We start from the raw sequence: 22,333 nt of genomic DNA, 5'->3' as shown, positions 1-22,333 counted from the left end.
CGCGGGCCGCGCCGCCGGGACGCGCAGCCCGGGGGGTTCTGCGCCGCGCGGCCCATCCGCCCCCCGCGGGGGGGGGCCGCCGACCCCCGCCCCGCCCCGGCTTCGTGTCCGGAAGGGAAACCCCCGGGTCAGGACTCCGGGGTGGACCCCTTGCCCCGGGTGAGGACCCGCCGCACCGGCGCGGAGACGGCCTCGACCGCCCGGCCGACCGCGGCACCGGCCGTCGCCCGGGCCGCCCGCGCCGCGTCGGAGATCCGCCACCACAGCTGCGCCGAGGACGGCGGCAGCAGCAGCGCCCTGGTCCGTCCGGCCCGGCCGGCGGCCGCCCGCAGCCCGCGCCGCACGGTGCGGACGTCGGCGGCCAGCGGTTCGGTGACGGGCTGCCCGGGCGGGGCGTAGAGCACCCGCTCGGTGGCCAGCGCCAGTCGGCCGGTGGCCGCCGCCGAATCCGCGTCCAGGTGGGCCTTCTCGGTGATCCGGTGGGCCGCCGAGCGCGGGGTGCGTGACTCGTCCGGGGGAATTCCGAGGTCCCAGGCGGAGTCGACCAGCTCGTCCCAGGCGGCCAGCACCTGGGCGTCGGTCAGCTCCGCCGCTCCGCTCCCGCCGGGCCCGCGCCGCCCGCCGCCGCCCAGCCGGCGACGGCGCACGGCCGCGCGCCAGACCATCGGGACGAGCAGCAGGGCGATCAGCGCGAGCACCGCGGCCAGGGTGCCGAGCACCTGGCCGGAGAGCAGCCAGGACTCCTCGGCGGTCTTGGCGACGGCCTTGTCCTTGGAACCGCACTCGCCGAGCTGGCGCTGCTTGGCGGTGCAGTCCGAGCCGGAGCTCGGCAGCGGGGCGGCCGAGGCGGTCTGCGGAGCGGCGGTCGCCTGCTGGGTCGGCGCGGTGGTCGGGGCGGTGGACGCCTCGGTGTAGCGGGTCGGGACGCCGCGGCTCGGGGTCGGCTCGAAGCGCAGCCAGCCGTAGCCCGTGAAGTACAGCTCGGGCCAGGCGTGGTACATCCGGCCGGTCACCGAGTAGACGTTGCCGCCCTTGCTGTCGCCGGGGGTGAAGCCGACGGCCACCCGGGCCGGGATCTTCAGCTCCCGGGCCATCGCCGCCATGGTGGAGGCGAAGTGCACGCAGAAGCCCCGGCGGTCGCGCAGGAAGACGGCGATGGCGTTGCTGCCGGTGCCGCCGCTGACGGCGGTGTCGTACGTGAAGCCCGGCCCGGTGAACCAGTTGACCAGCGCCGTCGCCCGGTCGAAGTCGTTCTTCGCGCCGGCGGTGACGGCCTTGGCCTGCTCGGCGACGACCGGCGGCAGGTCGGTCGGGAGGGCGGTGTAGCGCTCCCTGATGTCCGACGGCGCGGTGCCCGCGAGGCGCAGCTCGTTGGCGGTGGGCCGCACGTCCAGGGCGGTGACGTGGTAGCTCAGGCCGCGGATCGCCTTGTCGCTGGTCGGCAGGACGGTACGGGTCAGCGGGTCGAGCTTCCAGGCGCTCCGGTCGGGAAGCTGGACGGAGGCGGCCGGGTAGGGCATCGGCAGCCAGCTCCCCCCCAGCCGCTCGTCGACCTTGAAGTCGCCCTCGAACCGGGCCACCTGGGGATCGCGCAGGCCCTCGGGGGCGGGCAGGGCCGCCGGGAGGTCCTGGACGGTGGTGCTGCCGAGCCGCCAGTTGACGCCGTCGAACTGGTCGAGCGAGCCGGTCCGCAGGTAGACCTGGTCGGCCAGCGGGGTGTCCAGGGTGTAGCTGAGCAGCTCCGCGTCGGTCGGCTTGGAGATCGCGGCCTCCAGGCTGACCAGCGGGTCGAGGCTGGTCGACAGGCTCCCGCCGACGCCCTTGCCGCCCGATCCGCCGGAGCCGGAGTTCAGCAGCCCGAAGCTCCAGTGCGGCAGGACCACCGGCAGCAGCAGCGCCACCGCCAGGGCCAGCACGCCGACCTGCCGCCCGCCCGGGCTGACCCGGCCGGACTCCACCGAGCCGCGCGCACCGCCGTAGAACACCCGGCCCCAGCGGGAGACCCGGTCCTGGCCCTCGGCGAACAGCAGCAGCAGGTAGCCGGCCGCGGCGACGGCGAACCAGACCCAGCTGCCGTGCTCCCCGGCCAGGCCGTTGCCGACCGAGTACAGCGCCAGCAGCGGCAGCCCGGCCAGCGCCGAGCGCCGGTAGGTCACCGCGACGGTGTCCACCGCGACGGCGATCAGCCCGATCGCCGAGACCAGGATCAGCCGCAGTCCGGCGGTGGGCGGAGCCGGGATGGCGTACTGCTGTATGTCGTCCAGGCCGGCGGTGAAGACCTGGTCCAGGACCCGCAGCGCGGACGGGCCGGGCAGCATCCCGCCCTCGCCGGCGAAGCCGAGCAGCAGCAGGAGGAGCAGGACCAGCAGCTGCCCGAGCGGCACCGTCCAGCGGTACACCGGGGCGCGGCGCAGGCCCGCGCCGGCCGCGGCGACCACGGCGATCACCAGGAGGGCGTGGGTGAGCCAGCTGCGGGTGGTGAGCAGCGGCATCATGCACAGCGCGGCGAGGGCGGTGGCCAGCGCCGAGTACGCGGTCAGTTTGGCCCGGGTGGTCACGCGCCGGCCTCTTCTCGGTAGGGGGCGGTCGTCCGGCTGCCGTCGGCGGCCCGCCACAGGTCCGGTACGGAGTCCCCGGCCCGTACCGGGATCACCGTCCAGCCGGCTTCGCGCAGCTGCTGGACCCGGGCCCGGAAGTCGTCGCCGCCGGTGTCCGGGGCGAGCATCCGCAGGCCGGCCCAGGTGCCGGTGTCCAGCAGGAAGGCGATCGCCCCGCCGGCGCGGCTGCGCAGCCGGCCCAGCCGGGTGGCCTGGGCGTCGTCCAGCTCGCCGAGGACGGCGACCAGCAGGCCCTCACCGCCGGCGCGCAGTGGGTCCTCGGCGCGGGACAGGGTGCCGCCGTCGGACAGGTCGGCGACCGCGAGGGCGTCCAGGACCAGCCCGGAGGTGTCGGCGCCGCTGTGGCTGCCGCCCGCGCCCGGCCCGGGCACCGACAGCCCGGTGTCGGTGAGCAGCCGGGTCTGGTAGCCGCGCTCCAGCAGGTGCACGGCGACCGAGGCGGCGCAGCCGACCGCCCACTCGAAGGAGGAGGCGGGGCCGCTGCCCCGGTGGGCGATCTCCCGGGTGTCCAGCACGACGGTGGCCCGGGCCTGCTGCGGCTGCTCCTCGCGGCGCACCATCAGCTCGCCGTACCGGGCGGTGGAGCGCCAGTGCACCCGGCGCAGGTCGTCGCCGGGCCGGTACTCGCGCAGGATCACGTCGTCGTCGCCGGCCAGCGCCAGGGTGCGGCTGTGGCTCTCGCCCTGGCCGATCCACTCGCCGCTGAGCCGTACCGACGGCAGCGCCTGGACCTGGGGGACGACGGTGAGGACGTCGGAGGCGGTGAAGGCGCGGGTCACCTCGCACATCCCGAACGGGTCGGCCAGCCGCAGCTGGAGCGGCCCGAGCGGGTAGCGGCCGCGCAGGTCGGAGCGGACCCGGTAGGAGACCTCGCGGTGGCCGCGCGGCTCGACCCGGTCCAGCACGAAGCGCGGGCGCGGCCCGAGCACGTACGGGACCTTGTCCTCCAGCAGCAGCACCCCGGTGGGCACCCGGGAGACGTTGTCGACCCGCAGGTGGACCCGGGCCTCCTGGCCGGCGACCGCCCGGCGCGGGCTGAGCCGGCGTCCGCTGGCCACCCGGTAGCGGGTGTTGGCGACGACCACCACGGCGACCAGCGGCAGCGCGGCGAGCAGGACGCCGACGCGCAGCAGGGCGTCCTGGTCGAGCAGGTAGGAGCAGGCCACCGCGGTGACCCCGGCGGCGAGGAAGGACCGCCCCCGGGTGGTGAGACCGCGGAACCCGGCCCGCAGTCCCGATGATTCGGACTGGGCCACCTCAGCCCCTCCGGACGGCCGGGCCGCCCTGCGGGCGCGGCAGCGGCAGCCGGGCGACCAGGTCGGCCACGATCTGCTCGGAGGTGCGGCGGCTGAGCTGGGTCTCGGCGGTCGGCATCAGACGGTGCGCCAGGACCGGGACGGCGAGGCGCTGGATGTCGTCGGGGGTGACGTAGTCGCGCCCGTCCAGCGCGGCGGCGGCGCGGGCGGCCCGGACCAGGTGCAGGGTCGCGCGGGGCGAGGCGCCCAGGCGCAGCTCGGGGCTGGTGCGGGTGGCGCCGACCAGGTCGACGGCGTAGCGGCGGACCGGGTCGGCGATGTGCACGGTGCGGACCAGGTCGATCAGCTTGAGGATGTCGGAGGCGTGCGCGACCGGCTGGAGGTCCTCCAGCGGGCTGGCGCCGGCGTGGGTGTCGAGCATCGCGAGCTCGGCCTCGGGGCTGGGGTAGCCGATCGAGATCCGGGCCATGAAGCGGTCGCGCTGGGCCTCCGGCAGGGGGTACGTGCCCTCCATCTCGACCGGGTTCTGGGTGGCCACGACCATGAACGGCGAGGGCAGTTCGTAGCTGGTGCCGTCGATGGTGACCTGGCGCTCCTCCATGGACTCCAGCAGCGCCGACTGGGTCTTCGGCGAGGCGCGGTTGATCTCGTCGCCGACCACGACCTGGGCGAAGATCGCGCCCGGGCGGAACTCGAAGTCGTGCCGCTGCTGGTCGTAGATGTTGGTGCCGGTGACGTCCGAGGGCAGCAGGTCGGGCGTGAACTGGATGCGGCGCACGGTGCAGTCGAGCGAGCGGGCGAGCGCCTTGGCCAGCATGGTCTTGCCGACGCCGGGCACGTCCTCCAGCAGCAGGTGGCCCTCGGCGAGCAGGACGGTCAGGGCGATCCGGACGGCCTCCGGCTTGCCCTCGATCACGCTCTCGACGTTGCCGCGCACGCGGTCCACGACCGCGGCGAGTTCGGGGAGCCCGGTCTGCCGGAACCCGCCCGCCCGCTGCGGTTCGCCCCCCGCGGGACTGCCGAGTCCGGCCTGATCCTTGTAGCTCGTCACCCGTATACGCTCCCTGGCACCCTGTGCCCGCCCCGTCCCGAGGCCGGACCCCACCCCATGCTTGACGCGGCCGTCCCGGGGGCGGTTCCGAACGAGGAGCCGGCGGCCGGGAAGGCGGCCTGCGGCCTGGCCGCCCCAGGTGGTTCGGGGTCCGACCGGCAGGCGCATTCTCCCCCGCGGGATGGCCAGAAGTCACCATTCGGCGGTGCCCGAATGCCCGGACACCGTCGGCCGGGCAGGGTCGGGGCGGGTCGCTCAGTCGATCTCGCGGAGCAGGCCGGTGTGGACGTCGAAGACGAAGCCGCGGACGTCGTCGGTGTGCGGCAGGAAGGGAGAGGTGCGGACGCGCTGCATGGACTGGCGGACGTCGCCGTCCAGGTCGACGAAGGCCTCCACCGCCCACTGCGGGCGCTGGCCGACCTCCAGCTCCAGCTCGCGGCGGAAGTCCTCGGTCAGCCCGAGCAGGCCGCAGCCGGTGTGGTGGATCAGCGCGATCGAGCGGGTGCCGAGGGCGCGCTGGCTGATGGTCAGGGACCGGATGGTGTCGTCGGTGACGACGCCGCCGGCGTTGCGGATGACGTGGGCGTCGCCGAGTTCGAGGCCGAGCGCGGCGAACAGGTCGAGTCGGGCGTCCATGCAGGCGACCACGGCGATCTTCTGCACCGGGCGGGCGTCCATGCCGCCGTCCCGGAAGGTCACCGCGTAGGCGCGGTTGGCCGTGACGAAGCGGTCGATGACGGTGGGTCTGGCAGGGTCGGCAGCGGCGTTCGGCGAGGGCCGGTCGGGTGTCACTGTCATGGGGGCGACGTTAGTGCGGATCGGGCCCGCGCGGTGGGGCCGGGAGCTACAGAACGGCGGGCCGTGATCGGGTGCATCGCCACAACGGGAGCTGCTCCCGGAGCGGCCGCCGCCGACCCCGCACGCGGGGCGGCCAGGGGGCGCGCGCCCGCCGCCGAAGGCCCCCGATCCGGACCGCCGCCGGTCCGCCCCGAGGGCCGCGACCTGCGGTGATCCGTACCGCCGCCCGGGTGGTGCGCCGGAGCGGGCCATTGACTGGCAGGGGCCGCGCGATAGAGTTTGCGGCGCAGTGGAGCACACCCGCCGGGGCCCGTCAACGGGGCTTCCCCGGCCGGTGCGGCCCGGTCGAAGCGGCCCGTGGCCTCCTCCCGCTCCGTGCCCACCTGGCGCACCTTCCCCGGCGCCGGGCGGTCACGACCTTCCCCTCGAGCGGGCGGGGACCACGGGCCGCTTCGTCGTGCCGGGGCACGGTGGGCGAGAATGGTCGCAGCTCCCGGACGTCGGGCTGCTCCGCACCGAGGAAGGGCGCCACCGCGCATGACCACCAACGAACCGGGCCCCAAGCACGTTCCGGTGATGCTCCAGCGGTGCATGGACGCGCTCGCACCGGCGATCTCGCGCCCCGGGGCCGTCGTGGTGGACGCCACCCTCGGCCTCGGCGGGCACAGCGAGGCGCTGCTGACCCAGTTCCCTGAGGTGCGGCTGGTCGCGGTGGACCGCGACCCGGCGGCGCTGAAGCTGTCCGGCGAGCGGCTGGCCCCGTTCGGCGACCGGGCGACCCTGGTGCACGCCGTCTACGACGAGATCCCCGAGGTGCTGGAGCGCCTGGACATCGACCGGGTCGACGGCGTCCTGTTCGACCTCGGCGTCTCCTCGATGCAGCTGGACGAGGCGGACCGCGGCTTCGCGTACGCGCAGGACGCGCCGCTGGACATGCGGATGGACCAGACCCGGGGGATCAGCGCGGCGGAGGTGCTGAACACCTACGGCCACGGCGACCTGGCCCGCATCCTCAAGGTGTACGGCGAGGAGCGGTTCGCCGGGAAGATCGCCTCGGCGATCCTGCGGGAGCGGGAGAAGGAACCGTTCACCAACAGCGCGCGTCTGGTCGAGTTGGTGCGGAACGCCATTCCGGCGGCGACCCGTCGGACCGGCGGGAACCCGGCGAAGCGGACGTTCCAGGCGCTGCGGATCGAGGTCAACGGCGAGCTGGAGGTCCTGGACCGGGCGATCCCGGGGGCGCTGGACGTCCTCGCGATCGGCGGCCGGATCGTGGTGATGTCCTACCAGTCGCTGGAGGACCGGCTCGTCAAGCAGTACCTGGCCGCCGGTGCGACCAACACCGCTCCGCCAGGGCTGCCGTTCATCCCGGAGGAGCACCAGCCCTGGCTCAAACTGATCACTCGCGGTGCCGAGCTGGCCACCGAGGAGGAGATCGAGGAGAACCGGCGCGCCGCGCCCGTACGGCTGCGGGTGGCGGAGAGGATCAGGGACCGAAGCAAGCGGGGCTGACGAACCGGCCCGGCGGGGTCCGAAGGGCGGAGGAAAGCGGTGGGGCCGGTGGCCGGTGAGGTCCGGGCGGGGCGGGGAGGACTCCCCGGGCAGGGCAGGGCGCGGATCACGGTCCGGCCGGGCAGGCGTCCGGTACGGAGGCGCACACCGTTCGCGGTGCTCGTCGTGGTGCTGCTGGCGGCCGGGCTGCTCGGCCTGCTCGCGCTGAACACCGCACTCAACGAGGGCTCCTTCGAGCTGTCCCGACTGCAGAAGCAGACCACCGTGGCGACCGACGAACAGCAGAGCCTCCAGCACGAGATCGACCAGAGCTCGGCCCCGGACGCGCTGGCCAGGCGCGCCGCCGAGCTGGGCATGGTCCCGGCCGGCGGGATGGCCTTCCTGGACGTCCCGAACGGCGGCAAGGTGGTCGGCACCCCCGGCCCGGCGCAGGACAGCCCGCCGGTCAAGCGCTCCACGGCCGAGCCGTGGCCGACCAGGACCCCCTCCGGTGCCGCCCAGCCGAGCGCGGCCCCGCCCGCCGCCGGGCCGTCACCGGCCGCGCCGCAGCCGGGCGGTGCCCCGTCGCCGGCCGCGCCGCCGCCCGCACCGGCCCCGGCGACGTCCGCCGGCGACTCGGTGATCCAGCTCAACCCGGTCTCGCCCGCCGCGGCCGCGAAGCCGAACGGAGGCGCGGGCCGATGAGCCAGTGGACCGTCAGAAGGGGTGACGGGCGCGAGGCGCCCGGCGAGCGCGGCGAGGTGGCCGCATGAGCACTCCACGTCAGCCGGGCGGGACCGGCGGTTCCGGCAGCGGCAACGGCCGCCGTCCGGTGCCCCGGGGCACCGCGCCGCGCGCGCAGTCCGCCGCCGGCCGCGGTCAGCCCACCAAGGCCCAGCCCGCCAAGGGGCAGCCGGCCAGGAGCCAGCCCGCCAAGGCCCAGCCCGCCCGCAGCCAGCCCGCGAAGGGCCAGCCCGCGCGCAGCCAGTCGGCCAAGGCCCAGCCCGCCAAGTCGGCCTCCGCCGGCCGTACCCCGCGGGCGCCGCAGCAGCGCCGCCCCGAGGGGCGCCCGCCGGCCCGCAGCCAGGCGGCGGTGCGCCCGAAGAGCCGTCCGCCGCTGCGCCCCAAGGCGCTCAAGCTGGCCGAGCCGAAGCGCCGGCTGCGGGTGATCTCCGTGGTGCTGTCGCTGGTGTTCTCCGTCTTCGCGGGCCGCCTGGTGCAGCTCCAGCTGGTGGACGCCGACGCGCTGGCCGCCGACGCCAACACCAACCGCTACATGAACATCCCGATCACCGCCGAACGCGGCTCGATAACGTCCTCCGACGGAGTCGCGCTGGCGGCCACCGTGGACGCGTACGACATCACCGCCGACCCGGCGATGTTCACCCCGGAGGCGACCGGCATCCCGGACGCGCCGGAGCAGGCGGCCGCGCTGCTGTCGCCGATCCTCGGCGTGCCCAAGGAGAAGATCGCCACCGACCTGCACACCCCCAAGACCCGCTACAAGCGGCTCGCGGCCCAGCAGACCCCGGCCGCCAAGAAGCAGATCAGCGACCTCAAGTCGGGCCTGGAGAAGCAGGCCGGCTCGCGGGCCTGCCAGGCCCAGAAGAAGCTGCTCGGCAAGCCCGCCGACCAGGGCGGGCGCACCCGGGTGGACAACGAGTGCGCCAACCCGCTGGCCGGGGTGTTCAACCGGGAGACCCAGAAGCGGATCTACCCGGCGGACGGCCTGGCCGCCAACCTGGTCGGCTTCGTCAACGCCGAGGGCGAGGGCGCCGGCGGCCTGGAGCAGCAGTACCAGAAGCTGCTGGCCGGCAAGGACGGCCACAGCAGCTACGCCCAGTCGGGCGGGCGGCTGGTGCCCACCGCCGGGGGCTCGATGGAGCCGGCCGTGCCGGGCGACGACGTGAAGCTGACCATCAACCGGGACATCCAGTGGGCCGCCCAGCGGGCGATCACCGACCAGGTGGCCAACTCCGGCGCGGAGAAGGGCTACGTGGTGGTCCAGGACGTGAAGACCGGCCAGGTCCTCGCGATGGCCACCGCGCCCGGCTTCAACCCGAACGACCTGAGCCTGGCCAAGCAGTCCCAGATGGGCAACCCGGCCCTGGTCGACGCGTACGAACCGGGCAGCACCGCCAAGCTGATGAGCCTGGCCGCGGTGCTGGACTCCGGCACGGCCAACTGGGACACCAAGGTCACCGTGCCCAACCGGCTGGTCCGGGCCGGGCAGCAGTTCAAGGACGACGTCGAGCACGGCGACTGGCACCTGACCCTGGCCGGGGTGCTCGCCAAGTCCTCCAACATCGGCACCATCGAGGCGGTCGAGACCCTCGGCGGCGGCGACCAGCTGAAGACCAACCAGGTGCTGGACGGCTACATGCGCAAGTTCGGGGTGGCCCAGCCGACCGGTCTGGGCTTCCCCGGGGAGACCTCCGGGATGCTCAAGAAGCCGGAGGACCTGGTCGCCTCGGAGAAGTACAACATCTCCTTCGGCCAGGGCCCGCTGCAGATGAACGCGCTCCAGGCCACCTCGGTCTACTCGACCATCGCCAACGGCGGGGTGCGGGTCGCGCCCAGCATCGTCCAGGGCGTCACCGACCCGAACGGCAAGTACGCCCCGAGCGCGCCGGGGGAGCAGACCCGGGTGGTCAGCCCGGAGACGGCCAAGACCCTCACCTCGATGCTGGAGTCGGTCGTCGACGACGAGCAGGGCACCGGCGGCAAGGCCGCCATCCCCGGCTACCGGGTCGCGGGCAAGACCGGCACCGCCGACCGGGGCGCCGCCGACGGCAAGGGCTACGACGGCTACACCGCCTCCTTCATCGGCTTCGCCCCCGCCGACGCCCCCCGCTACACCGTCTCCTGCACCCTCCAGGGCCCGGTCAACGGCCACTTCGGCGGCCAGCTGTGCGGCCCGGTGTTCAAGCAGGTGATGGAGTTCACCCTGAAGACCATGCAGGTCCCGCCGAGCGGCAGCCCGGCGCCGAACCTGGCCGTCGAGTGGAAGCCGTGAGCGCACGATGAGCAACGGACCGGCCGGGCCGGAGCACGGCGCGGCGGAGGGCCGGTTTGGCCCTGGACACCCTTCGGCGGATAGCCTTCCCGCCGTGCCGAAACCCGATCAAACCACCGTGAGTCCGCCCCGTCCGACCGGGACCACCGCCCTGCCGCTCGCCGAGCTGGCCGCCGAACTGGGCCTGCCGCCCGTCGAGGGCGGCGCCGTCACCGGCGTCACCCACGACTCCCGCGCGGTCCGTCCGGGCGACGTGTACGTGGCCTTCCCGGGCGCCAACCACCACGGCGCGGCGTTCGCCGGCAAGGCCGCGGAGTCCGGCGCGGTGGCGGTGCTCACCGACCCGGCCGGCGCCGAGCAGGCGGCCGCCACCGGCCTGCCGCTGCTGGTCGTCGACCGGCCGCGGGCCGTCATGGGCGAGCTGGCCGCGATCGTCTACGGCCGCCCCTCCCGGCGGCTGCTGATGATCGGGCTGACCGGCACCAACGGCAAGACCACCACCTCCTACCTGGTCGAGGGCGGCCTGCGCGGCGCCGGGCGCAGCCCGGGCGTGATCGGCACCGTCGAGATGCGGGTCGGCGAGGAGCGGATCAAGAGCGAGCGCACCACCCCCGAGGCCACCGACCTGCACGCGATCCTCGGCGTGATGGCCGAGCGCGGCGCCGACGCGGTGACCATGGAGGTCTCCAGCCACGCCCTGGTCTTCGGCCGCACCGACGGGGTCGCGTACGACGTCGCGCTGTTCAACAACCTGACCCCCGAGCACCTCGACTTCCACCCGGACATGGAGGACTACTTCCAGGCGAAGGCCCGGCTCTTCCAGCCCGGCAAGTCCCGCCACGGCGTGGTCAACCTGGACGACGAGTACGGCCGCCGGCTCGCCGCCGAGGCCAAGATCCCGGTGACCACCTTCTCCGCGACCGGCGCCGCGGCGGCCGACTGGCGGGCCGTGGACGTCCGGCTCGGGCCGGTCGGCTCCACCTTCAAGGTGCTGGGCCCGGACGGCGCCGAGGCCGAGGCCTCCGTCCCGCTGCCCGGCCCGTTCAACGTCGCCAACGCGCTCGCCGCGATCACCCTGCTGGTCGCCGCCGGCCTGCCGCTGGAGCGGGCCGTGGCCGGCGTCGCCGCCGTCCCCGGCGTGCCCGGCCGGCTGGAGCGGGTGGACGCCGGACAGCCGTTCGTCGCCGTCGTCGACTACGCGCACAAGCCGGACGCCCTGCAGGCCGTCCTCGCCTCGCTGCGCGAGGTCACCGAGGGCCGGCTGCACGTCGTGGTCGGCTGCGGCGGCGACCGCGACCCGCACAAGCGCGGCCCGATGGGCGCCATCGCCGCCCGTCTCGCCGACACCGCCCTGCTGACCAGTGACAACCCGCGCAGCGAGGACCCGCTGGCGATCCTCGCCACCATGCTGACCGGCGCCGCCGCGGTGCCCGAGGCCGAGCGCGGCGACGTCCTGGTCGTCCCCGACCGGGCCGAGGCGATCGGCCTCGCCGTCGCGCGCGCCCGGGCGGGGGACACCGTGCTGGTGGCCGGCAAGGGCCACGAGCTCGGCCAGTACGTACGAGACGAGATCCGCCCCTTCGACGACCGGGAGGTGCTGCGCGAATCCATCGCGCGGACCACGGCCGCACGGGGCGACCGAGGAGTAGAGCAGCAGTGATCGCACTGACCCTCGCCGAGGTGGCCGCCGCCGTCGGAGGCACGCTGGACGGCGCCGACCCGGACGCCCTGGTCACCGGCCCGGTCGAGGTCGACTCGCGGAAGGTGGCCCCCGGCGGCCTGTTCGCGGCCTTCGTCGGCGAGCACGTGGACGGCCACGACTACGCGGCCAAGGCGGTCGGGGACGGCGCCGTCGCGGTGCTGGCCTCCCGCCCGGTCGGCGTGCCCGCCGTCCTGGTCGACAGTGTGGTGGAGGCGCTCGGCCGGCTGGCCCGCGCCGTGGTCGCCCGCGCCGGGGGCACCGCCGTGGTCGCGCTGACCGGCTCGGCCGGCAAGACCAGCACCAAGGACCTGATCGCCCAGCTGCTCCAGCGCCGCGGCGAGACCGTCTACCCGCCCGGCTCGCTCAACAACGAGATCGGCCACCCGATGACCGCGCTGCGGGTCGAGGCCGGCACCCGGCACCTGGTCATGGAGATGGGCGCCCGGCACAAGGGCGACATCGAGTACCTCACCTCGATCACCCCGCCCCGGATCGGCGTGGTGCTCAACGTCGGCACCGCCCACGTCGGCGAGTTCGGCTCCCAGGAGGCGATCGCCGAGGCCAAGGGCGAACTGGTGGAGTCGCTGCCCGCCGACGGCGCCGCGATCCTCAACGCGGACGACCGGCTGGTGCGCGCGATGGCCTCCCGTACCAGGGCGAAGGTGGTCCTGTTCGGGGAATCGCCGGACGCCCACGTCCGGGCCACCGACGTTCGCCTGGACGCCACCGGGCGGCCATCGTTCACGCTCACCACCCCGGCCGGTTCCGCGCCCGTGCAGCTGCGCCTGTACGGTGAGCACCACGTCTCGAACGCCCTCGCCGCCGCAGCGGTGGCGGTGGAGCTCGGGATGTCCGTCGACGACACCGCGGCAGCCCTGGGCGAAGCGGGTGCGCTGTCCCGCTGGCGCATGGAGGTCGTCGACCGGGCCGACGGTGTCACCGTCGTGAACGACGCCTACAACGCGAACCCCGACTCGATGCGGGCCGCGCTGCGGGCGCTCGTCTCGATGGGTGGCCGGGGCCCGGAGCGCCGCCGCACCTGGGCGGTGCTCGGCGAGATGCGGGAGCTCGGCGAGGACAGCCTGGCCGAGCACGACGCCATCGGGCGGCTCGCCGTCCGGCTGGACGTCACCAAGCTGGTGGCGGTCGGCGGACGCGAGGCGGCCTGCATGGAACTCGGCGCGAGGAACGAAGGTTCGTGGGGTGAGGAGTCGGTGCTGGTGTCCGACGCGGACGCGGCGGTCGAGCTGCTGCGCAGTCAGCTGCGGCCGGGGGACGTGGTCCTGGTGAAGGCTTCCCGTTCGGTGGGGCTGGAGAAGGTGGCCGAGGCCCTCCTGACGGACGGTGTGGCCGCCTGATGAAGCAGATCCTTTTCTCCGGGATGATCGGTCTCATCCTGTCGCTGCTCGGCACCCCCGCCCTGATCAAGGTGCTCGCGAAGCACGGCTACGGCCAGTACATCCGGGACGACGGCCCCAAGGCGCACCACAGCAAGAAGGGCACGCCCACCATGGGCGGCATCGCCTTCATCCTGGCGACCCTGATCGCGTACTTCGCCACGAAGGCGATAACGGGCGAGAGCCCGACCGCCTCCGGGCTGTTGGTGCTCTTCCTGACCGCGGGCCTCGGCCTGGTCGGCTTCCTGGACGACTACATCAAGGTGGTCAAGCGCCGCTCGCTGGGCCTGCGGGCCAAGGCGAAGCTGGCCGGCCAGTCGATCGTCGGCCTCGGGTTCGCCATCCTGGCGATGCAGTTCCCGGACGACCGCGGGCTCAACCCGGCGTCCCAGAGCCTGTCCTTCGTCCGGGACTTCAAGTGGGCGATCGGCCCCGTCCTGTTCGTCATCTTCGCGTACTTCATGATCGCCGCGATGTCGAACGGCGTGAACCTGACGGACGGTCTGGACGGCCTGGCCACCGGCGCCTCGGTGATGGTCTTCGGCGCCTACACCTTCATCGGCATCTGGGAGCACACCCAGAGCTGCGCCTACGCGATCACCGCGACCGCCAACTGCTACGACATCCGGGACCCGCTGGACCTCGCCGTCGTGGCCTCCGCCCTGATGGGCTCCTGCTTCGGCTTCCTGTGGTGGAACACCTCGCCCGCCAAGATCTTCATGGGTGACACCGGCTCGCTCGCCCTCGGCGGTGCCCTGGCCGGTCTGGCGATCTGCTCCCGCACCGAGCTGCTGCTCGCGCTGCTCGGCGGCCTCTACGTGATCATCACCCTCTCGGTGATCATCCAGGTCGGCTCCTTCCGGATGACCGGCAAGCGCGTCTTCAAGATGGCGCCGTTGCAGCACCACTTCGAACTCAAGGGCTGGACCGAGGTCCTGATCGTCGTCCGGTTCTGGATCATCCAGGGCCTGTGCGTCGCCGTCGGCCTCGGCCTGTTCTACGCGGGATGGGTGACCGGATGACCGACCCCGACCTGACCACCCCGGCCAACCCGGACTTCGCCGGCCTGCCGGTCGCCGTCGCCGGGCTCGGCGTCTCGGGCATCAGCGCCGCGCGCGTCCTGCACGGCCTCGGCGCCCGGGTCACCGTGGTGGACGGCGGCAGCGGCCCCGGCCTGGCCGCCCGGGCCGCCGAGCTGGAGGCGCTCGGCGTCACCGTGCGGCTCGGCGACGGCGCGAGCCTGCCCGAGGGCACCGAACTGATCGTCACCTCGCCCGGCTGGGCGCCGGACAGCCCGCTGTTCGCCGCAGCCGAGGCGGCCGGGGTGCCGGTCTGGGGCGACGTCGAGCTGGCCTGGCGGCTGCGCAGGCCGCTGCCCGGCACCGGCGAGCCCGCCCCCTGGCTGGCCGTCACCGGCACCAACGGCAAGACCACCACCGTCCAGATGCTCGCCTCGATCCTCACCGCCGCCGGCAAGCGCACCGCCGCCGTCGGCAACGTCGGGGTCTCGGTCCTGGACGCGGTGCTCGCCGAGGAGCCGTACGACGTGCTCGCCGTCGAGCTCTCCAGCTACCAGCTGCACTGGGCGCCCTCGCTGCGCCCGCACTCGGCCGCGGTGCTCAACCTGGCGCCCGACCACCTCGACTGGCACGGCTCGATGGAGGCGTACGCCGCCGACAAGGGCCGGATCTACGAGGGCAACACGGTCGCCTGCGTGTACAACCTGGCCGACCCGGCCACCGAGGCGCTGGTCCGCGAGGCCGACGTCGAGGAGGGCTGCCGGGCGATCGGCTTCGGCCTCGGCGCCCCCGGCCCGTCGAACCTCGGCGTGGTGGACGGGCTGCTGGTGGACCGCGCCTTCGTCGAGGACCGGGCCAAGAACGCGGCCGAGCTGGGCGCGGTGTCGGACGTCAACCCGCCGGCCCCGCACAACATCGCCAACGCGCTCGCCGCGGCGGCGCTGGCCCGGGCGTACGGCGTCGAGCCGAAGGCCGTCCGGGAGGGCCTGCGGGCCTTCCGCCCGGACGCCCACCGGATCGCCGAGGTCGGCGTGGTCCGCGAGGTCACGTACATCGACGACTCCAAGGCCACCAACACCCACGCGGCGGCCGCCTCGCTGGCCGCCTACCGGCCGATCGTCTGGATCGCCGGGGGCCTGGCCAAGGGCGCGACCTTCGACGACCTGGTGCAGGGCGCGGCCGAGCGGCTGCGCGCCGTGGTGCTGATCGGCCAGGACCGGGCGGTGATCCGGGAGGCGCTGGAGCGACACGCTCCGGATGTGCCGGTGATCGAGGCGGCCGAGGGCCAGACTGGCGCGGTGGCGATGGCCGAGGTCGTTCGAACGGCCGCGTCGCTCGCCCGATCGGGTGACACGGTGCTGCTGGCGCCGGCCTGCGCCTCGATGGACATGTTCACCAACTACGGCGAGCGCGGCGACCTCTTCGCGGCGTCCGTCCGGGAGCTGGCGGGCGAGTAGTCAGGCGGGTGGACGGGCCGGCGCGGGCGCGTCGGACGGAGAGAGTGAGCGGGGAGCGGTGGCGGGGCAGGGCAGAGCGGATTCCGGCGTTGTGAAGCGGGACGCCGCCGAGCCGATGAGGGTGATCTCCGCCACCACGACCAAGTACAAGTCGGCCGGTCCGCTGGCCCGTCTCCAGGCCTTCCGGGCCCGGTGGCGGTACTGGCTGGACCGGCCGCTCACCCCGTACCTGCTGGTGCTCGGCAGCACCCTGCTGCTGGTCGTGCTCGGCCTGATGATGGTCTTCTCGGCCTCGCAGATCCTCGCCCTGAACCAGCACCACACGGCGCAGTACTACTTCCTCAAGCAGCTGATCGCGGCCATCCTCGGCCTGGTCCTGCTGATCGGCTTCGCCTCCGTCCCGGTGGCGGTGCTGCGGGTGATCACCTACCCGGTGATGATCGCGGTGATCGGCGCCCTCACCCTGGTCGCCATCCCCGGCATCGGGGTGCGGATCAACGGCAACCAGAACTGGCTGGATTTCGGCTTCTTCCAGTTCCAGCCCTCGGAGTTCGCCAAGCTCGCGCTGGTGCTCTGGGGCGCCGACCTGCTCGCCCGCAAGCAGAAGGCCGGCACCCTCAACTCGTGGAAGCACCTGCTGGTGCCGCTGGTGCCGGGGGCCCTGCTGCTGCTCGCGCTGATCATGTTCGGCGGCGACATGGGCACCTCGATGATCCTGGTGGCGATGCTGTTCGCGCTGCTCTGGATGGTCGGCGCGCCGCTGCGGCTGTTCGTGGCCACCGTCGGGGTGGCGGTGGTGGTCTGCACCGCGCTGGTGGTCACCGTCCCGCACCGGGCCGAGCGGCTGGGCTGCATCGGCGTCACCAAGCTCGACCCGGAGGGCGCCTGCTTCCAGGCCCTGCACGGCGTCTTCGCGTTCGCCAACGGCGGCGGCTTCGGTACCGGCCTCGGCGCCGGCGTGGAGAAATGGGGCCAGCTGCCCGAGGCGCACACCGACTTCATCTTCGCCGCGACCGGCGAGGAACTCGGTCTGGTGGGGACGCTGTCGGTGCTCGGTCTCTTCGCGGCACTAGGCTACGCGGGTATCCGTGTGGCCATCGGTACGAAGGAGCCCTTCGTCAGGTACGCCGCGGGAGCCGCCACCACCTGGATCATGGCGCAGGCCATGATCAACCTGGGGTCGGCGCTGGGACTGCTGCCCATCGCGGGCGTCCCGCTCCCGCTGTTCTCCTACGGCGGTTCCGCCATGCTGTCGGCCATGTCCGCGATCGGTGTGCTGCTGTGCCTGGCGCGCAGCACCTCGGGCGCGAAGGCGGCCCTGGCCGCCCGGAGCAAGAACTCCCGGATCAGGAGACAACTGGCCCGGGTGCTGCCACGACGACGAACCACAGCGCGCCCGGCCCCGGGGCCGGCACGCAGGGAGCGGTGAATTTCGGTGCATGTCGTACTCGCCGGCGGGGGGACCGCCGGTCACATCGAGCCGGCCATGGCCCTCGCGGATGCCCTCCGCAGGCACGACCCGTCCGTCGGGATCACCGCCCTGGGCACCGAGCGCGGACTGGAGACCCGACTGGTACCCGAGCGCGGCTACCAGCTCGAGCTCATCCCGGCCGTCCCGCTGCCCCGCAAGCCCACCCCGGAGCTGATCACCGTCCCCGGCCGGCTGCGCGGCACCGTCCGGGCCGCCCAGGAGATCATCGAGCGGGTCAACGCGGACGCCGTGGTCGGCTTCGGCGGCTACGTCGCGATGCCCGCCTACCTGGCCGCCAAGCGGGCCGGGGTGCCGATCGTGGTGCACGAGGCGAACGCCCGCCCGGGCCTGGCCAACAAGATCGGGGCCCGCTACAGCGACTTCGTGGCGGTCTCCACGCCGGACAGCAAGCTGCGCGACTCCCGGTACATCGGCATCCCGCTGCGCCGGACCATCGCCACCCTGGACCGCGGCGCGGCCCGTCCGGAGGCCCGCCAGTACTTCGGCCTCGACCAGCGGCTGCCCACCCTGCTGGTCTCCGGCGGCTCCCAGGGCGCCCGCCGGCTCAACGAGACGATCACCGCGATCGCCCCGCGGCTCCAGCAGTACGGCGTGCAGATCCTGCACGCGGTCGGCCCGAAGAACGAGCTGCCGCAGGTGGCGGACGTCCCCGGGATGCCGCCGTACCGCCCGGTGCCGTACCTGGACCGGATGGACCTCGCCTACGCGGCCGCCGACATGATGCTCTGCCGGGCCGGCGCCATGACGGTGGCCGAGCTGGCGGCCGTCGGCCTGCCCGCCGCGTTCGTCCCGCTGCCGATCGGCAACGGCGAGCAGCGGCTGAACGCCCAGCCGATGGTCAAGGCCGGCGGCGGTCTGCTGGTGGACGACGCCGAGCTGACCCCGGACTGGGTGCTGCAGAACGTGCTGCCGGTGCTCACCGACCCGCAGCGGCTGTGGGACATGAGCCGTTCGGCCGCCGAGTTCGGCCGCCGGGACGCCGACGACCTGCTGGTCGGCATGGTCTACGAGGCCATCCAGGCCCACCGCGGCGGCCGCCGCCGTGGCTGACGGCCGGCTCGCCGACCCGCTGGAGGAGGAGCTGGAGGTGGAGGAGTCCGCTCCCCGCCTCCGGCTCTCCCGGCGGGGCATCGTGGTGCTGGGCGCGCTCGGCGCCGCGGTGCTCGGCGTGCTGGCCTGGCTGGTGTTCTTCTCCTCGGTCCTGGACGTGCGCACCGTCGCCGTCCAGGGCGCGGGCGACGACAAGCTGACGCCGGACCAGGTCCGCGAGGCGGTCGGCGGGCTCGGCGACGGGCCGCTGGCGCGGGTGGACCTGGACGGCGTCCGGCACCGGGTGGAGGGGATCCCCCGGGTGGCCAGGGCCGAGGTGTGGCGGGGCTGGCCGCACACCCTGCGGGTGAAGGTCGTCCAGCGCACGGCGGTGGCCGCGGTCAAGGGGGACGACGGCCGGTTCACCCAGGTCGACGCCGGGGGCGTGAGCTTCGCCACCGAACCGGCCCCGCCCGAGGGCGTCCCGGTGGTCGAGCTGCGACTCAGTCAGCAGGCGAACGACGTCGACGGGGTGATCTCCCGTCCGCAGCTGGTGCAGGGCGCGGTGGCGGTGGCCGCCGGGCTGCCGCCGGAGGTCGCCAAGCGGGTCGGCTCGGTGCTGGTGCACTCGTACGACGACATCCAGTTGCAGCTCAGCGGGGGTGCGACGGTGCGTTGGGGGAGTCCGGAGCAGATCGACCGCAAGGCCCGGGTCCTGGTCGCGCTCCTGAACCAGAAGGGCACGAACTTCGACGTGACGGCGCCGGAGGCGCCGGCGGTGTCGGGATGATCCGGTAGGTTCTCTGCCTGAGGGAGGGGTTGACGCCTTGAAGTGTCGGCCCGACTCTTGGTGGTCACCCCCGGTTTCCTAAGCCGGCCGATGATCACATAGGCTCAAAAGAAAAAGGGAAGCTCGGCGTGTTCGTTGAAACGCGTGCCTGGAGCCACCTAGTGTCCTGTGTCACCAGACTGTGTTTCCTGGTGATGTGACGGAGACACAGAACTAACCCTAAAGGTCAAGTTTAGGGTTGGGGTCGGCGGTCGGCATTTCGGACATTCAGTCAGAAACCAGGCTCCCTACCCATCGACATCCGTCGGTACGGCCCCGCCCCGGGTCGGGCCGACCCGGAAATTCGAGGCGAGAGGCCTTCGACGTGGCAGCACCGCAGAACTACCTCGCAGTCATCAAGGTCGTCGGAATCGGCGGCGGTGGTGTCAACGCCATCAACCGGATGATCGAGGTCGGTCTCAAGGGCGTCGAGTTCATCGCGATCAACACCGATGCGCAGGCCCTCCTGATGAGCGACGCCGACGTCAAGCTCGATGTGGGCCGTGAACTCACCCGGGGCCTCGGCGCCGGCGCCAACCCCGAGGTCGGCCGCAAGGCCGCCGAGGACCACCGCGAGGAGATCGAGGAGGTCCTCAAGGGGGCCGACATGGTCTTCGTGACCGCCGGCGAGGGCGGTGGCACGGGCACGGGCGGCGCGCCCGTCGTCGCCAACATCGCGCGCTCGCTGGGCGCCCTGACGATCGGCGTGGTCACCCGCCCCTTCACCTTCGAGGGCCGCCGCCGGGCCAACCAGGCCGAGGACGGCATCGCCTCCCTGCGCGAAGAGGTCGACACCCTCATCGTGATCCCCAACGACCGGCTGCTGTCCATCTCGGACCGCCAGGTCAGCGTCCTCGACGCGTTCCGCTCGGCCGACCAGGTCCTGCTCTCCGGTGTCCAGGGCATCACCGACCTGATCACCACCCCGGGTCTGATCAACCTCGACTTCGCCGACGTCAAGTCCGTCATGTCGGACGCCGGTTCGGCGCTCATGGGCATCGGCTCGGCCCGCGGTGAGGACCGCGCCAAGGCCGCCGCCGTGATGGCGATCTCCTCGCCGCTGCTGGAGGCCTCGATCGACGGCGCCCGCGGCGTGCTGCTGTCCATCTCGGGCGGCTCCGACCTCGGTCTGTTCGAGATCAACGAGTCGGCCCAGCTGGTCAGCGAGGCGGCGCACCCCGAGGCGAACATCATCTTCGGTGCCGTCATCGACGACGCGCTCGGCGACGAGGTCCGGGTCACCGTCATCGCGGCCGGCTTCGACGGCGGGCAGCCGCCGGCGATCGTCCGCGACCCGGTCGTCAAGTCCACCACCCCGGAGCGCCCGGCCACCCCGCCGGCCGCCCCGGAGCGCCCGGCCGGCCGCCCGTACGGGACGATCGGCTCGGTGACGTCCCGTTCGGAGGGCGAGTCCTCGACCACCACGTCGAGCCGGAGCGCCGAGACCTCGACCACCACGACCGCCTCCGCCCCGGTTCCGCCGCAGGTGCAGCCGGCCCGGCAGCCGTTCGTGGAGAGCCCGGCCGAGGAGCTCGACGTCCCGGATTTCCTTAAGTGATCGATCACGCGATCCGCGCGGGTGCTCACTTCGCCTTCACCTCACGGTGGGGCGGGGTGAGCACTTCGCCGTACGGGGAGCTCAACCTCGGCGGCGCGGTGGGGGACGACCCGGAGGCCGTGCGGGAGAACCGGGCGCTGGCCGCCCGGCGGCTGGGGCTCGACCCGGCCGACGTGGTGTGGATGAACCAGGTGCACGGCGCCGAGGTCGCGGTGGTGACCGAGCGCCAGCCGCTCGGGCAGGCCCCGACGGTGGACGCGGTGGTCTCCGACCGGCCGCTCGCGCTGGCGGTGCTGACCGCCGACTGCACCCCGGTGCTGCTGGCCGATCCGGTGGCGGGCGTGGTGGGCGCGGCCCACGCGGGCCGGCCCGGGCTGGCGGCCGGGGTGGTGCCCGCGGCCGTCCGGGCGATGGTCGAACTGGGCGCGGAGCCCTCGCGGATCACCGCCGCCACCGGGCCCGCGGTCTGCGGCCGCTGCTACGAGGTGCCGGCCGAACTGCGCGCCGAGGTCGCCGCGGTGGTGCCGGAGGCCTTCGCCGAGACGTCCTGGGGGACTCCGGCCCTGGACGTGCCGGAGGGAGTCGCGGCCCAGCTGGCCGCGGCGGGGGTCAAGGAGCTGGTGAGGTCACCGGTCTGCACCCTCGAATCCGCCGATCACTACTCCTATCGCCGCGAGCAGCGCACCGGCCGGCTCGCGAGCTACGTCTGGTTGGGCTCTGATCACTGATGACGAACGACATCTACGGACCGTTCCCGGGGAGCGCCGCGTTCGTGGCGGCGCTGACGGAGGGCCAGCGGGCCCGGTACGAGGAACTCGGCACCAACCTCGACGTGGTCGAGCGCCGGATCGCGGACGCCTGCGCGGCCGCCGGGCGCGCCCGGAGCGAGGTCACCCTGGTCGTCGTCACCAAGACCTACCCCGCCGAGGACACCGCGCTGCTGGCCGGACTCGGTGTGACGGACGTCGCGGAGAACCGTGACCAGGACGCCGCTCCCAAGGCGGAGCAGTGCAGAAACCTTCCTCTTGACTGGCACTTCGTCGGCCAGCTGCAGACCAACAAGGTCCGCTCGGTCGTCCGGTACGCGAACCACGTGCACTCGGTGGACCGGCTCCGGCTGGTCCAGTCGCTCTCCGCGGCGGTGCTCAAGTCGGAGCGCCCGGAGCTGGGTTGCCTGGTGCAGGTGGCGCTGGACAAGGCGTACGGGGAGGGTGAGCACCGGGCGGGGGTCGCGCCGGAGGACGTCGCGCAACTGGCCGACGCGATCGCCGACACGCCCGGGCTGCGGCTGGACGGTGTGATGACCGTCGCTCCGCTGGCGGGCCCGCTGGCCGGGGATCCGGCCCGCGCCTTCGATCGGCTGACGGAAATCGCAACCGCCGTACGGGCGGACCATCCGGCTGCCACCATGGTCTCCGCAGGGATGAGCGGCGACCTTGAGCAGGCGATTGCCGCCGGAGCGACACATGTGCGCGTCGGAACGGCGGTACTCGGAGTGAGGTCACCCCTCAGGTAACGTCACCGGGTAAGTAGATCAGACAGCAGGACAAAATAGGACAGAATCTAGCAGCTCTTCGGAGCGCTAGCGAACCGTGGATCGCAGCTCCGCGGCCCCCACTC

General features: G+C 73.6%; 17 protein-coding genes. 13 read left to right on the top strand and 4 right to left on the bottom strand.

Annotation, left to right across the window (positions count from 1 at the left end; all coding sequences use genetic code 11):
* Positions 1–128 precede the first annotated feature (128 nt).
* The 4 genes from ACFY4B_RS00600 to ACFY4B_RS00585 all read right to left on the bottom strand — a co-directional run bounded on the left by ACFY4B_RS00600 (position 129) and on the right by ACFY4B_RS00585 (position 5,723).
* Entirely contained in the window at positions 129–2,558 is a 2,430-nt protein-coding gene (locus ACFY4B_RS00600; protein ID WP_375874005.1) for a DUF3488 and DUF4129 domain-containing transglutaminase family protein, read from the bottom strand.
* Positions 2,555–3,874: a DUF58 domain-containing protein gene (locus ACFY4B_RS00595; RefSeq protein ID WP_049651925.1), complete on the bottom strand. Its 1,320-nt coding sequence runs from the start codon at positions 3,872–3,874 to the stop codon at positions 2,555–2,557. Before ACFY4B_RS00595 ends, ACFY4B_RS00600 begins: the two co-directional genes overlap by 4 nt.
* 1 nt (position 3,875) lies before the next feature.
* Positions 3,876–4,820 carry a MoxR family ATPase gene (locus ACFY4B_RS00590; RefSeq protein ID WP_107086444.1) on the bottom strand — a complete coding sequence of 315 codons (945 nt, stop codon included), beginning with the start codon at positions 4,818–4,820 and terminating at the stop codon, positions 3,876–3,878.
* A 360-nt stretch (positions 4,821–5,180) separates the two neighbouring features.
* A complete protein-coding gene (locus ACFY4B_RS00585; RefSeq protein WP_049651923.1) occupies positions 5,181–5,723 on the bottom strand; it encodes a carbonic anhydrase in 543 nt (180 codons plus the stop codon).
* Between the two features lie 537 nt (positions 5,724–6,260).
* Here ACFY4B_RS00585 and rsmH point away from each other — a divergent pair.
* The 13 genes from rsmH (at position 6,261) to ACFY4B_RS00520 (ending at position 22,229) form a co-directional block, all read left to right on the top strand.
* A complete protein-coding gene (rsmH, locus tag ACFY4B_RS00580; protein WP_049651922.1) occupies positions 6,261–7,235 on the top strand; it encodes a 16S rRNA (cytosine(1402)-N(4))-methyltransferase RsmH in 975 nt (324 codons plus the stop codon).
* A gap of 156 nt (positions 7,236–7,391) precedes the next feature.
* Entirely contained in the window at positions 7,392–7,919 is a 528-nt protein-coding gene (locus ACFY4B_RS00575; RefSeq protein ID WP_310593123.1) for a hypothetical protein, read from the top strand.
* A 64-nt stretch (positions 7,920–7,983) separates the two neighbouring features.
* Positions 7,984–10,230, top strand: a complete 2,247-nt coding sequence (locus ACFY4B_RS00570; RefSeq protein ID WP_387966126.1) for a penicillin-binding transpeptidase domain-containing protein — start codon at positions 7,984–7,986, stop codon at positions 10,228–10,230.
* 94 nt (positions 10,231–10,324) lie between these two features.
* A complete protein-coding gene (locus ACFY4B_RS00565) occupies positions 10,325–11,890 on the top strand; it encodes a UDP-N-acetylmuramoyl-L-alanyl-D-glutamate--2,6-diaminopimelate ligase (protein ID WP_049658287.1) in 1,566 nt (521 codons plus the stop codon).
* Positions 11,887–13,290, top strand: a complete 1,404-nt coding sequence (gene murF, locus ACFY4B_RS00560) for a UDP-N-acetylmuramoyl-tripeptide--D-alanyl-D-alanine ligase (protein ID WP_117487436.1) — start codon at positions 11,887–11,889, stop codon at positions 13,288–13,290. Before ACFY4B_RS00565 ends, murF begins: the two co-directional genes overlap by 4 nt.
* Positions 13,290–14,351, top strand: a complete 1,062-nt coding sequence (mraY, locus tag ACFY4B_RS00555) for a phospho-N-acetylmuramoyl-pentapeptide-transferase (RefSeq protein WP_074000913.1) — start codon at positions 13,290–13,292, stop codon at positions 14,349–14,351. Before murF ends, mraY begins: the two co-directional genes overlap by 1 nt.
* On the top strand, positions 14,348–15,805 hold the full coding sequence (murD, locus tag ACFY4B_RS00550) for a UDP-N-acetylmuramoyl-L-alanine--D-glutamate ligase (RefSeq protein WP_117487435.1): 1,458 nt from the start codon (positions 14,348–14,350) through the stop codon (positions 15,803–15,805). The genes mraY and murD overlap by 4 nt, the downstream gene beginning before the upstream one ends.
* A 91-nt stretch (positions 15,806–15,896) precedes the next feature.
* The gene (gene ftsW, locus ACFY4B_RS00545; RefSeq protein WP_369808259.1) at positions 15,897–17,234 is read left to right on the top strand and encodes a putative lipid II flippase FtsW; all 1,338 of its coding nucleotides are present in this window, start codon (positions 15,897–15,899) and stop codon (positions 17,232–17,234) included.
* Between the two features lie 6 nt (positions 17,235–17,240).
* Positions 17,241–18,347, top strand: a complete 1,107-nt coding sequence (murG, locus tag ACFY4B_RS00540) for an undecaprenyldiphospho-muramoylpentapeptide beta-N-acetylglucosaminyltransferase (RefSeq protein ID WP_049649525.1) — start codon at positions 17,241–17,243, stop codon at positions 18,345–18,347.
* The gene (locus ACFY4B_RS00535; RefSeq protein ID WP_049649526.1) at positions 18,340–19,116 is read left to right on the top strand and encodes a cell division protein FtsQ/DivIB; all 777 of its coding nucleotides are present in this window, start codon (positions 18,340–18,342) and stop codon (positions 19,114–19,116) included. The genes murG and ACFY4B_RS00535 overlap by 8 nt, the downstream gene beginning before the upstream one ends.
* Before the next feature lie 364 nt (positions 19,117–19,480).
* Positions 19,481–20,713: a cell division protein FtsZ gene (gene ftsZ / locus ACFY4B_RS00530; protein WP_049649527.1), complete on the top strand. Its 1,233-nt coding sequence runs from the start codon at positions 19,481–19,483 to the stop codon at positions 20,711–20,713.
* Positions 20,710–21,441: a peptidoglycan editing factor PgeF gene (gene pgeF / locus ACFY4B_RS00525; protein ID WP_181970547.1), complete on the top strand. Its 732-nt coding sequence runs from the start codon at positions 20,710–20,712 to the stop codon at positions 21,439–21,441. Before ftsZ ends, pgeF begins: the two co-directional genes overlap by 4 nt.
* Entirely contained in the window at positions 21,441–22,229 is a 789-nt protein-coding gene (locus tag ACFY4B_RS00520; protein ID WP_079271769.1) for a YggS family pyridoxal phosphate-dependent enzyme, read from the top strand. Before pgeF ends, ACFY4B_RS00520 begins: the two co-directional genes overlap by 1 nt.
* The last annotated feature ends 104 nt before the right edge of the window (positions 22,230–22,333 follow it).

This window comes from Kitasatospora sp. NPDC001261, assembly GCF_042896795.1.
GTDB lineage: Bacteria > Actinomycetota > Actinomycetes > Streptomycetales > Streptomycetaceae > Kitasatospora.
Note: the sequence above shows the minus strand (reverse complement) of the source record. Positions and strands in the feature narration are given on the sequence as shown.